10 protein-coding genes are annotated in these 12,268 nt (G+C 62.2%); 8 read left to right on the top strand and 2 right to left on the bottom strand.

The genetic code is table 11. The annotated features are described in order from the left end of the window. Nucleotides 1–43 precede the first annotated feature (43 nt). Nucleotides 44–1,084: a low specificity L-threonine aldolase gene (locus ACF8K2_RS24145; protein WP_392468133.1), complete on the bottom strand. Its 1,041-nt coding sequence runs from the start codon at nt 1,082–1,084 to the stop codon at nt 44–46. A gap of 328 nt (nt 1,085–1,412) precedes the next feature. Here ACF8K2_RS24145 and ACF8K2_RS24150 point away from each other — a divergent pair, with 328 nt between their 5' ends. The 7 genes from ACF8K2_RS24150 to fdhA all read left to right on the top strand — a co-directional run bounded on the left by ACF8K2_RS24150 (nt 1,413) and on the right by fdhA (nt 10,405). Beyond that, nucleotides 1,413–2,666: a serine hydroxymethyltransferase gene (locus ACF8K2_RS24150; RefSeq protein ID WP_186552759.1), complete on the top strand. Its 1,254-nt coding sequence runs from the start codon at nt 1,413–1,415 to the stop codon at nt 2,664–2,666. A gap of 15 nt (nt 2,667–2,681) precedes the next feature. Beyond that, a complete protein-coding gene (locus ACF8K2_RS24155) occupies nt 2,682–3,932 on the top strand; it encodes a sarcosine oxidase subunit beta family protein (protein WP_186552758.1) in 1,251 nt (416 codons plus the stop codon). Nucleotides 3,933–3,947: 15 nt separating this feature from the next. Further along, on the top strand, nt 3,948–4,283 hold the full coding sequence (locus ACF8K2_RS24160) for a sarcosine oxidase subunit delta (RefSeq protein WP_392468137.1): 336 nt from the start codon (nt 3,948–3,950) through the stop codon (nt 4,281–4,283). After that, complete coding sequence (locus tag ACF8K2_RS24165) at nt 4,280–7,294, top strand: sarcosine oxidase subunit alpha (protein WP_392468140.1); 3,015 nt, start codon at nt 4,280–4,282, stop codon at nt 7,292–7,294. The genes ACF8K2_RS24160 and ACF8K2_RS24165 overlap by 4 nt, the downstream gene beginning before the upstream one ends. A gap of 130 nt (nt 7,295–7,424) precedes the next feature. Then, nucleotides 7,425–8,057, top strand: coding sequence for a sarcosine oxidase subunit gamma (locus ACF8K2_RS24170; RefSeq protein WP_392468143.1), 633 nt, complete (start codon nt 7,425–7,427; stop codon nt 8,055–8,057). A 10-nt stretch (nt 8,058–8,067) separates the two neighbouring features. After that, nucleotides 8,068–8,925 carry a formyltetrahydrofolate deformylase gene (purU, locus tag ACF8K2_RS24175; protein WP_264235296.1) on the top strand — a complete coding sequence of 286 codons (858 nt, stop codon included), beginning with the start codon at nt 8,068–8,070 and terminating at the stop codon, nt 8,923–8,925. Between the two features lie 280 nt (nt 8,926–9,205). Continuing rightward, complete coding sequence (fdhA, locus tag ACF8K2_RS24180; protein ID WP_368972245.1) at nt 9,206–10,405, top strand: formaldehyde dehydrogenase, glutathione-independent; 1,200 nt, start codon at nt 9,206–9,208, stop codon at nt 10,403–10,405. Between the two features lie 54 nt (nt 10,406–10,459). Here the strand turns inward: fdhA and ACF8K2_RS24185 are convergent, their stop codons facing one another. After that, nucleotides 10,460–11,353, bottom strand: coding sequence for an RHS repeat-associated core domain-containing protein (locus ACF8K2_RS24185; RefSeq protein WP_392468149.1), 894 nt, complete (start codon nt 11,351–11,353; stop codon nt 10,460–10,462). A 240-nt stretch (nt 11,354–11,593) separates the two neighbouring features. Between ACF8K2_RS24185 and ACF8K2_RS24190 the strand changes: the two genes are divergently transcribed. Beyond that, nucleotides 11,594–12,169, top strand: coding sequence for a DUF2780 domain-containing protein (locus tag ACF8K2_RS24190; protein WP_392468152.1), 576 nt, complete (start codon nt 11,594–11,596; stop codon nt 12,167–12,169). The last annotated feature ends 99 nt before the right edge of the window (nt 12,170–12,268 follow it).

The following is a 12,268-nucleotide window of genomic DNA, read 5'->3' on the forward strand; positions in this document are numbered from 1 at the left end:
GTTGGCAGGCGTGGGAGCGGGCTTGCCCCGCGATAGCGGTCGATCAACCAGCGATGATCGCGCGGATATCCGCTGCCAGTTCACGCACCCGCGCTTCCTGGGTATCCCACGAACACATGAACCGCGCGCCACCGCTGCCAATGAAGGTATAGAAACGCCAGCCCTTGTTACGCAGCGCTTCCAGCGCAGGTTCCGGCATCTGCAGGAACACGCCGTTGGCTTCCACCGGGAACATCAACTCTACGCCCGGCAGATCACTCACCAGCGACGCCAGCAACTGCGCGCAGTGGTTGGCGTGGTTGCCATGGCGCAGCCAGGCGCCATCTTCCAGCAAGCCCACCCACGGCGCTGACAAGAAGCGCATCTTAGACGCCAGTTGGCCGGCCTGTTTGCAGCGGTAATCGAAGTCTTCTGCCAGCTGGCGATTGAAGAACAGAATCGCCTCACCCACCGCCATGCCGTTCTTGGTGCCGCCAAAGCACAGCACATCGACGCCAGCCTTCCAGGTCAGCTCGGCTGGCGAGCAGCCGAGGAACGAACAGGCATTGGTGAAGCGGGCGCCGTCCATGTGCAGGTTCAGGCCCAACTCCTTGCAGGTGGCGCTGATTGCCTTGAGCTCGTCGGGGCGGTACACGGTGCCGACTTCGGTGGCCTGGGTCAGGGTCACCACGCGCGGCTTGGGGTAGTGGATGTCCTGGCGCTTGAGCGCGACTTCGCGGATCGACTCCGGGGTCAGCTTGCCATTGACGCTAGGCGCGGTGAGCAGCTTGGAGCCGTTGGAGAAGAACTCCGGCGCGCCGCATTCGTCGGTTTCGACGTGGGCGGTCTCCGAGCAGATCACGCTGTGGTAGCTCTGGCACAACGAGGCCAGGGCCAGCGAGTTGGCGGCGGTGCCGTTGAAGGCGAAGAACACTTCGCAGTCGGTTTCGAACAACTTGCGAAAGTATTCCGAGGCGCGCTCGGTCCACTGGTCGTCGCCGTAGGCGCGTTCGTGGCCCTGGTTGGCCTTGGCCATAGCGGCCCAGGCTTCGGGGCAGATACCGGAATAGTTGTCGCTGGCGAATTGTTGGCTGTTATCTGACATGACACGGTCCTGTGAACGACGCAGAGCAGCACTCTAAACCATGAGCCGAGGGGTTGCCTATACAACCGAGTAGCCCGAGCGCGGAGGCTACGTGGGAGCGGGCTTGCCCCGCGATAGCGCAAGCAAGACAGCCAGCGTTGGGCACGCCAACGCTATCGCGGGGCAAGCCCGCTCCCACGTTCCCACTCAACACCGTTTTCGCCAATGTCGTAAACGCGCCATTGCAAGGCGTGCGCAGGCATCTGACCGGCCCTTGCCAGTCATACCATCGCCACAAAGGGTCATCGAACCCTACTGACAAAAAATGATCGCTGCCGGGAGATACATGATGTTCAGCAAGCAAGACCAGATCCAGGGTTATGACGACGCACTGCTGGCGGCGATGAATGCCGAGGAACAGCGCCAGGAAGATCACATCGAGCTGATCGCCTCGGAGAACTACACCAGCAAGCGCGTGATGCAGGCCCAGGGCAGCGGCCTGACCAACAAATACGCCGAAGGCTATCCGGGCAAGCGCTACTACGGTGGCTGCGAGCACGTCGACAAGGTCGAGGCACTGGCTATCGAGCGCGCCAAGCAGCTGTTCGGCGCCGATTACGCCAACGTTCAGCCGCACTCCGGCTCTTCGGCCAACAGCGCCGTGTACCTGGCACTGCTGCAGGCCGGTGACACCATCCTGGGCATGAGCCTGGCCCATGGTGGTCACCTGACCCACGGCGCCAAGGTGTCGTCCTCGGGCAAGCTGTACAACGCTGTGCAATACGGTATCGACACCACGACCGGCCTGATCGACTACGACGAAGTCGAGCGCCTGGCGGTCGAGCACAAGCCGAAGATGATCGTCGCTGGCTTCTCGGCCTACTCCAAGACCCTCGACTTCCCGCGTTTTCGCGCCATTGCCGACAAGGTCGGGGCGCTGCTGTTCGTCGACATGGCCCACGTCGCCGGCCTGGTGGCTGCTGGCCTGTACCCTAACCCGATCCCCTTCGCTGACGTGGTCACCACCACCACCCACAAGACCCTGCGCGGTCCGCGTGGCGGCCTGATCCTGGCCAAGTCCAATGAAGAGATCGAGAAGAAACTCAACGCCGCGGTGTTCCCCGGCGCCCAGGGTGGCCCGCTGATGCACGTCATCGCTGGCAAGGCGGTGTGCTTCAAGGAAGCCCAGGAGCCGGAGTTCAAGAGCTACCAGAAGCAAGTCATCGAAAACGCCCAGGCTATGGCGCAGGTGTTCATCGAGCGGGGCTACGACGTGGTCTCCGGCGGCACCGACAACCACCTGTTCCTGGTCAGCCTGATCCGCCAGGGCCTGACCGGCAAGGACGCCGACGCAGCCCTGGGCCGCGCGCACATCACCGTCAACAAGAACGCCGTGCCTAACGACCCGCAGTCGCCGTTCGTCACCTCGGGCCTGCGCATCGGCACCCCGGCTGTCACCACGCGTGGTTTCAAGGTTGCCCAGTGCGTGGCACTGGCTGGCTGGATCTGCGATGTGCTGGACAACCTGGGCGACGCCGACGTCGAAGCCGACGTTGCCAAGAATGTCGCCGCGCTGTGCGCCGACTTCCCGGTCTACCGCTGAGTGGAGTAACACACCATGCAACGCTATTCGGGCTTCGGCCTCTTCAAACACTCCCTCAGCCACCACGAAAACTGGCAGCGCATGTGGCGCACGCCGACCCCTAAGAAGGTCTATGACGTGGTCATCGTTGGCGGTGGCGGCCACGGCCTGGCCACCGCTTACTACCTGGCCAAGGTCCACGGTATCACCAACGTGGCCGTGGTCGAGAAGGGCTGGCTGGGCGGCGGCAACACCGCCCGTAACACCACCATCGTGCGTTCCAACTACCTGTGGGACGAATCGGCCAAGCTCTACGAACACGCCATGAAGTTGTGGGAAGGCCTGTCGCAGGACATCAACTACAACGTGATGTTCTCCCAGCGCGGGGTCTACAACCTGTGCCACACCTTGCAGGACATTCGTGATTCCGAGCGTCGGGTCAGCGCCAACCGCCTCAATGGCGTCGATGGCGAGTTGCTCAACACCGACCAGGTCGCGGCCGAGATTCCGTACCTGGACTGCTCGAAGAACACCCGCTACCCGATCCTCGGCGCGACCGTTCAGCGCCGTGGCGGCGTGGCCCGTCACGATGCCGTGGCCTGGGGTTTCGCCCGTGCTGCTGACGCCCTCGGCGTCGACCTGATCCAGCAGACCGAAGTCATTGGTTTTCGCAAGGAAAACGGTGCAGTCATCGGCGTCGAGACCAACAAAGGCTTCATCGGCGCCAAGCGCGTTGGCGTGGTCACTGCCGGTAACTCCGGGCACATGGCGCGCCTGGCGGGCTTCCGCCTGCCGCTCGAATCGCACCCGCTGCAAGCGCTGGTGTCCGAGCCGATCAAGCCGATCATCGACAGCGTGATCATGTCCAACGCCGTACACGGCTACATCAGCCAGTCGGACAAAGGCGACCTGGTCATCGGTGCCGGTATCGACGGCTGGGTCGGCTACGGCCAGCGCGGTTCGTACCCGGTGATCGAACACACCCTGCAAGCGATCGTCGAGATGTTCCCGATCCTCTCGCGGGTGCGCATGAACCGCCAATGGGGCGGCATCGTCGACACCTGCCCGGACGCCTGCCCGATCATCTCCAAGACCCCGGTGAAGAACCTGTTCTTCAACTGCGGCTGGGGCACCGGCGGCTTCAAGGCCACCCCAGGTTCGGGCAACGTGTTCGCCGCGAGCCTGGCCAAAGGCGAGATGCACCCGCTGGCCGCGCCTTTCTCCATCGACCGTTTCTACAACGGTGCGCTGATCGACGAACACGGCGCCGCGGCCGTCGCCCACTAATCGGAGACAATCGTCATGTTGCATATTTTCTGTCCCCACTGCGGCGAGCTGCGCTCCGAAGAAGAGTTCCACGCCTCCGGTCAGGCGCACATCGCCCGCCCGCTCGACCCGGCTGCCTGCTCCGACGAGGAGTGGGGTACCTACATGTTCTTCCGCGACAACCCACGCGGCATTCACCACGAGCTGTGGGACCACGTTGCCGGTTGCCGCCAGTACTTCAACGTCACCCGTGACACGGTGACCTACGAGATTCTGGAAACCTACAAGATCGGCGAGAAGCCGCAGATCACCGCCGCTGGCAAGCAAAGCGCCGCGCCGTCGACCGTCAAAGGCCAGGGGGAAAAAGTATGAGCCAGACCTATCGCCTCGCCAGCGGCGGCCGTATCGACCGCAGCAAGGTCCTGAACTTCACCTTCAACGGCAAGACCTACCAGGGTTATGCCGGTGACAGCCTGGCCGCCGCATTGCTGGCCAACGGTGTCGATATTGTCGGGCGCAGCTTCAAGTACTCGCGTCCGCGCGGCATCGTTGCCGCTGGCACCGAAGAGCCGAATGCGATCCTGCAGATCGGTTCCAGCGAAGCCACCCAGATCCCTAACGTGCGGGCCACGCAACAGGCGCTGTACGCGGGCCTGGTCGCCACCAGCACCAACGGTTGGCCGAACGTCAACAACGACGTCATGGGCATCCTGGGCAAGGTGGGCGGCAGCATGATGCCGCCGGGCTTCTACTACAAAACCTTCATGTATCCCAAGTCGTTCTGGATGACCTACGAGAAGTACATCCGTAAAGCCGCAGGCCTGGGCCGTGCGCCGCTGCAGAACGATCCGGACAGCTACGACTACATGAACCAGCACTGCGACGTGCTGATCGTCGGTGCTGGTCCTGCCGGCCTGGCTGCTGCTTTGGCCGCTGGCCGCAGCGGCGCGCGGGTGATACTCGCCGACGAACAGGAAGAGTTCGGCGGCAGCCTGCTCGACAGCCGCGAGACCCTCGATGGCAAGCCAGCCGCTGACTGGGTTGCCGCGACCATCGCCGAGCTCAAGGGCCTGGCGGAAGTCACCCTGCTGCCACGCGCCACGGTCAACGGTTACCACGACCACAACTTCCTGACCATTCACGAGCGCCTGACCGACCACCTCGGTGACCGCGCGCCCATCGGCCAGGTTCGCCACCGCGTGCACCGCGTGCGCGCCAAGCAGGTGGTGCTGGCTGCGGGCGCCCACGAGCGGCCGCTGGTGTATGGCAACAACGACGTGCCGGGCAACATGCTCGCTGGCGCTGTGTCCACGTACGTTCGCCGCTATGGCGTGGCGCCTGGGCGCAAGCTGGTGCTGTCGACCAACAACGACCACGCCTACCGCACTGCGCTGGACTGGCACGATGCTGGCCTGCAAGTGGTGGCCATCGCCGACGCCCGCCACAACCCACGTGGCTCGCTGGTCGAGGAAGCGCGTGCCAAGGGCATTCGCATCCTCACCTCCAGCGCTGTGGTCGAGGCCCGTGGCAGCAAGCACGTGACCGGCGCCCGCGTGGCGGCGATCGATGTGCAGGCATTCAAAGTCACCAGCCCCGGCGAAGTGCTCGACTGCGACCTGATTGCCAGCTCCGGCGGTTACAGCCCGATCGTTCACCTGGCTTCGCACCTGGGCGGTCGCCCGGTGTGGCGTGAAGACATCCTCGGCTTCGTGCCTGGCGATGCGCCGCAGAAACGCGTCTGTGTCGGTGGCGTGAATGGCGTCTACCCGCTGGGTGATGTCCTTGCCGATGGTTTCGAAGGCGGCGTGCGCGCAGCCACCGAGGCCGGCTTCAAGGCCACTACCGGCACTCTGCCGAAAACCGTCCAGCGCAAGGAAGAGGCCACCGTGGCGCTGTTCCAGGTGCCGCACGACAAAGGCACGCGTGGCCCGAAACAGTTCGTCGACCAGCAGAACGACGTCACCGCCGCCGGTATCGAGCTGGCCACCCGCGAAGGCTTCGAGTCGGTCGAGCACGTCAAGCGCTACACCGCGCTGGGCTTCGGTACTGACCAAGGCAAACTGGGCAACATCAATGGCCTGGCCATCGCTGCTCGCTCGCTGGGTATCACCATCCCGGAAATGGGCACCACCATGTTCCGCCCCAACTACACCCCGGTGACCTTCGGCGCGGTCGCCGGTCGTCACTGTGGTCACTTGTTCGAGCCGGTGCGCTTCACCGCCCTGCATGCCTGGCACGTGAAAAACGGCGCCGAGTTCGAGGATGTCGGCCAGTGGAAGCGTCCGTGGTACTTCCCTAAACCCGGCGAAGACATCCATGCCGCGGTTGAGCGTGAGTGCAAGGCGGTGCGCGACAGCGTCGGCCTGCTCGATGCCTCGACCCTGGGCAAAATCGACATCCAAGGCCCGGATGCGCGGGAGTTCCTCAACCGCGTCTACACCAACGCCTGGACCAAGCTTGACGTGGGCAAGGCCCGCTACGGCCTGATGTGCAAGGAAGACGGCATGGTCTTCGACGACGGCGTGACCGCCTGCGTCGCCGACAACCACTTCATCATGACTACCACCACTGGCGGCGCCGCGCGCGTGCTGCAATGGCTGGAGCTGTACCACCAGACCGAATGGCCGGAACTGAAGGTGTACTTCACCTCGGTCACCGACCACTGGGCGACCATGACCCTGTCCGGCCCCAACAGCCGCAAGCTGCTCGAAGAGATCAGCGACATCGACCTGGACAAAGAAAACTTCCCGTTCATGAGCTGGAAGGAAGGCAATGTTGGCGGCGTGCCGGCGCGGGTGTTCCGGATCTCGTTCACCGGCGAGCTGTCGTACGAAGTCAACGTCCAGGCCAACTACGCCATGGGTGTGCTGGAGAAGATCGTCGAGGCCGGCAAGCCATTCAACCTGACCCCGTACGGCACCGAGACCATGCACGTACTGCGTGCCGAGAAGGGCTTCATCATCGTCGGCCAGGATACCGATGGCTCGATGAACGCCGACGACTTGAACATGAGCTGGTGCGTAGGGCGCAACAAGCCGTACTCGTGGATCGGCCTGCGTGGCATGAACCGCGAAGACTGCCTGCGCGAAGACCGCAAGCAGCTGGTTGGCCTGAAACCGGTCGATCCCAAGCAGTGGCTGCCGGAAGGCGCACAGCTGGTGTTCGACCCCAAGCAGCCGATCCCGATGGACATGGTTGGCCACGTGACCTCCAGCTACGCCTCCAACTCCCTGGGCTATTCGTTCGCCATGGGTGTGGTCAAGGGCGGCCTCAAGCGCATGGGCGAGCGGGTGTTCTCGCCGCAGGCCGATGGCAGCGTGATCGAGGCCGAGATCGTGTCTTCGGTGTTCTTCGATCCGAAGGGTGAGCGGCAGAACGTCTAAGGCCATCTCGATGCTGGACTCTCGTGGGAGCGGGCTTGCCCCGCGATAGCGATGGCGGCCCCAGCGCCGCCATCGCGGGGCGAGCCCGCTCCCACGGAGCCTGATCACAAGAATTCAAGGCAGGTAACAAATGAGCGCTATCAACGTCTTCCAGCAAAACCCCGGCGCTGAGGCCAAGGCCCAGTCGCCGTTGCACCACGCAGACCTGGCCAGCCTGGTCGGCAAGGGCCGCAAGAACGCAGGTGTGACCCTGCGGGAGAAGAAATTCCTCGGTCACCTGACCCTGCGCGGCGATGGCCACAACCCGGAATTCGCCGCAGGCGTGCACAAGGCCCTGGGCCTGGAACTGCCGGTGGCACTGACCGTGGTCGCCAACGCTGACAGCTCGCTGCAGTGGGTCGGCCCCGATGAGTGGCTGCTGATCGTGCCGGGCGGCCAGGAGTTGGCCGTCGAGCAGAAACTGCGTGAGGCCCTAGAAGGCCAGCACATCCAGGTGGTCAACGTCAGCGGTGGGCAAAGCCTGCTGGAGCTGCGCGGGCCGAACGTGCGCAACGTGCTGATGAAATCCACCAGCTATGATGTGCATCCCAACAACTTCCCGGTCGGCAAGGCCGTGGGCACTGTGTTCGCCAAGTCGCAACTGGTGATCCGGCGTACCGCCGAAGACACCTGGGAGCTGGTGATTCGCCGCAGCTTTGCCGATTACTGGTGGCTGTGGCTGCAGGACGCTTCGGCCGAATACGGCCTGAGCATCGAAGCCTAAGGAGAGCAGTATGAGTCGGGCACCGGATACCTGGATTCTCACCGCCGACTGCCCGAGCATGCTCGGCACTGTCGATGTGGTTACGCGTTTTCTCTACGAGCAGCGCTGCTATGTCACCGAACACCACTCCTTCGATGACCGGCTGTCGGGGCGCTTCTTCATTCGCGTCGAATTCCGCCAGCCGGATGACTTCGACGAAGTCGGCTTCAGGGCCGGTCTTGCCGAACGCAGCGAAAAGTTCGGCATGGCTTTCGAGCTGACCGCCCCCAATCACCGCCCCAAGGTAGTGATCATGGTGTCCAAGGCCGACCATTGCCTGAACGACCTGCTGTATCGCCAGCGCATCGGTCAACTGGGCATGGACGTGGTCGCGGTGATCTCCAACCACCCAGACCTGGAACCCTTGGCCCATTGGCACAAGATCCCCTATTACCACTTCGCCCTCGACCCCAAGGACAAGCCGGCGCAAGAGCGCAAGGTGCTGCAGGTGATCGAGGACAGTGGCGCCGAGCTGGTGATTCTTGCCCGCTACATGCAGGTGCTGTCGCCTGAGCTGTGCCGCCGTCTGGATGGCTGGGCGATCAACATTCACCACTCGTTGCTACCAGGGTTCAAAGGCGCCAAGCCTTATCACCAGGCGTACAACAAGGGCGTGAAGATGGTCGGTGCCACCGCGCACTACATCAACAACGACCTCGATGAAGGGCCGATCATTGCCCAGGGCGTCGAGGTGGTCGATCACAGCCACTATCCTGAGGACCTGATTGCCAAGGGGCGCGATATCGAGTGCCTGACCTTGGCGCGGGCAGTGGGTTATCACATCGAGCGCCGGGTGTTCTTGAACGCCAATCGCACCGTAGTGCTTTGATTTACGCCATCGCGGGGCAAGCCCGCTCCCACGCTATCGGAGTCAAACTCAAGGTGCGTGGGAGCGGGCTTGCCCCGCGATTGCGTTGGTGGCTACAGCACAAAAATCGCTTTCTGCAACCCAGGCTGGCTGACGCCCCCTGACAAGCCACTGTCGTTTCCAGTCACGGCATCCTCCCGCCACAAGCCCACAATTCCCCTCATTCCAGTAACACATGCCGCCCATGGAAGGCGGCGCTTCAACCAACGCTGCATAAGTACAATTCAAGCGAGGTAAGAGCATGTCTGGTAATCGTGGAGTGGTATATCTGGGCGCCGGCAAGGTCGAGGTGCGCAATATCGACTACCCCAAAATGCAGGACCCACGCGGCAAGAAGATCGAGCACGGGGTGATCCTCAAGGTGGTTTCCACCAACATCTGCGGCTCCGACCAGCACATGGTGCGTGGTCGTACCACCGCCCAGGTCGGCCTGGTGCTGGGCCACGAGATCACCGGCGAAGTCATCGAGAAAGGCCGTGACGTCGAAAACCTACAAATCGGCGACCTGGTCTCGGTGCCGTTCAACGTCGCCTGCGGCCGCTGCCGCTCGTGCAAAGAGATGCACACCGGCGTCTGCCTGACCGTCAACCCAGCCCGCGCCGGTGGCGCCTACGGCTACGTCGACATGGGCGACTGGACCGGTGGCCAAGCCGAATACGTGCTGGTGCCGTACGCTGACTTCAACCTGCTGAAGCTGCCTAATCGCGACAAGGCCATGGAAAAAATCCGTGACCTGACCTGCCTCTCCGACATCCTGCCAACCGGCTACCACGGCGCTGTAACTGCGGGCGTCGGCCCAGGCAGCACCGTCTACGTCGCCGGTGCCGGCCCGGTCGGCCTGGCTGCAGCTGCGTCGGCGCGCCTGCTTGGTGCGGCGGTAGTCATTGTCGGTGACCTCAATCCCGCCCGTCTGGCCCATGCCAAGGCGCAGGGCTTCGAAGTGGTCGACCTGTCCAAGGACACCCCGCTGCATGAGCAGATCGTCGATATCCTCGGCGAGCCGGAAGTGGATTGCGCCGTTGACGCGGTAGGCTTCGAGGCCCGTGGCCATGGCCATGAAGGCGCCAAGCACGAGGCCCCGGCCACTGTGCTCAACTCGCTGATGCAAGTCACTCGCGTCGCCGGCAAGATCGGCATCCCGGGCCTGTATGTCACCGAGGACCCGGGCGCCTCGGATGCCGCCGCCAAAATCGGCGCGCTGAGCATTCGCTTCGGCCTGGGCTGGGCCAAGTCGCACAGCTTCCACACTGGCCAGACTCCAGTGATGAAGTACAACCGCGCCTTGATGCAGGCGATCATGTGGGACCGGATCAATATCGCCGAAGTGGTCGGCGTGCAGGTGATCAGCCTGGATCAAGCGCCGGAAGGCTACGGCGAGTTCGATGCCGGTGTGCCGAAGAAGTTTGTCATCGATCCGCACAAAACCTTCAGCGCGGCGTAATTCAGTAATACAACGCAAGGCCCCAGTTCAAGGGGCCTTACTCAAAATCAGACGTTAAACATCCTGTCCGTAAGTTTCCCTGATATCAATTGTTTCTATTGACGGGGGTTCAAGCTTAGAGGGGCGATCAAAAATCGCTTGCACTATATGGGAGTCAGGGCCTGCCATATTTGCCATGTCGTACAGTGTGGCTTTTATGTCATTGGTAATTGTTGGGTTTTTATTATATTTGAATGTGTATTCTTTCCACTTTCGGCTAACAAATATTTCAAGACTTTCCCTGCGGCTATAGTGGAAAACCGTTTTGGTGTTATCCCATGTTACCTTTTTGGTGCGGGTGAGATTATTATTCTCGTCCTGCTGAACGGGTTTTGAATACTGGCTATTGGTCTTAAGAATTCCACCAGTAGTGGCCGATGTCACTCGTGTCCCATTTTTGTGAGTCAGTTTGGTTTGGGTGGGGAGGTCGGATTTGGCCAGGTGTGTGCTTACATGCCCGGAGCTATCCTCCCAGTTCACCGGGTCCCCACCACAATACGCATATCCATTTATTCCTCCTTTGCCGAACGGGCTCAAACTATCAGGCGAATGAAAGCGCATCAGTATAGGGTTGTAGGCCCGGTATCCATTGCCAAGCAGATAGCAACCCGTTTGCGGATCTCGTCGTTGTTGATTGAACCCCAATAGAGACAGCGCCTCGTGGCCTCTAGGCGCACTGCCGAAAACGGAGTATGCAAACGCTGATGCCTGCAGACCGTTTTGTAAGCTCAGAACCGAACCTTGCCTGTCGGTTGCAAGCAGGCCAACGCTGGCTTGGCCATTTAGTTGTTGGACTTGAGCCAAGGGGCCATGCACGGTGCGAAGCAAGCTTCGCGACTGCTCAGCGCCCAACTCCAGATAGAGTTGATCGCCTTGATAGAAGTAGTGAACCTGATTGATCGGGCACATTTGCTCTGTTCTCTCGTGGTGCGAGCGATGCTCTGAACAGGTCCAGTCTCGGCAGGTTAGAGCTCTGGCACAACTGGCAGAAATACTAGGTGAGCGGGCAGCGCTCCACCTGATCGCTCCACGCTCCCCACCCACATGCTGACGCTACTAACGCCGCCGACGGTTGGCCGGAACAAACCTGCAGCCTCCCAGTCGAATGCCTCGTTTCCCCGGCCATCCCGGCCGACGAGGTCCATTGCGATGAAAGCTCTCACCCTGGCAACCCTGATGACCCTGGCCGCAAGCCCGGTGTTCGCCTTCAACCTCAGCGATGCCGCCAACGCCGTGTCGTCCGTGCACAATCAAAACCAGCAGGGCAAAGTGCAGGCGCCAGCCGAGTCGGCCAATCTGCTCAATACCTTGGGCAGCCAGCTGAACATCACCCCCGAACAAGCGGTCGGCGGGGCAGGGGCCATGCTTGGGCTGGCGCGCAACAACCTGAGCACCGATGACTACGGTCAGTTGACCAAGGCGGTACCGGGCCTCGACCTGCTGGCGGGCGCCAATGCGCTGGGTGGCCTGAGCGGCCTGGGTGAGTTGCTGGGCAACAACAGCGAGAAGTCGTCTGCCCTGAGCAACGCCCTGGGCAACAACGTCGAGGATCGCAACGACCTGGACAGCGCCTTCAAGGCGCTGGGCATGGATACCGGAATGATCGGCCAGTTCGCTCCGCTGATCCTGCAGTACCTGGGTCAACAAGGTTTGGCAGGGTCGTTGCTGCAGAATCTGGGCAGCCTGTGGGGCGCTCCGGCTGCGCCCGTCATCCCATCGGTGTAACCCATTGGATTACACCGGCCCCTGTAGGAGCGGGCTTGCCCGCGATGGCGTCAGCAGGTTCAACATCATCGCCTGATCTGACGCCATCGCCGGGCAAGC

The sequence above is a fragment of the Pseudomonas sp. xss_2 genome, assembly GCF_043104195.1.
Classification (GTDB): Bacteria; Pseudomonadota; Gammaproteobacteria; order Pseudomonadales; family Pseudomonadaceae; genus Aquipseudomonas; species Aquipseudomonas urmiensis.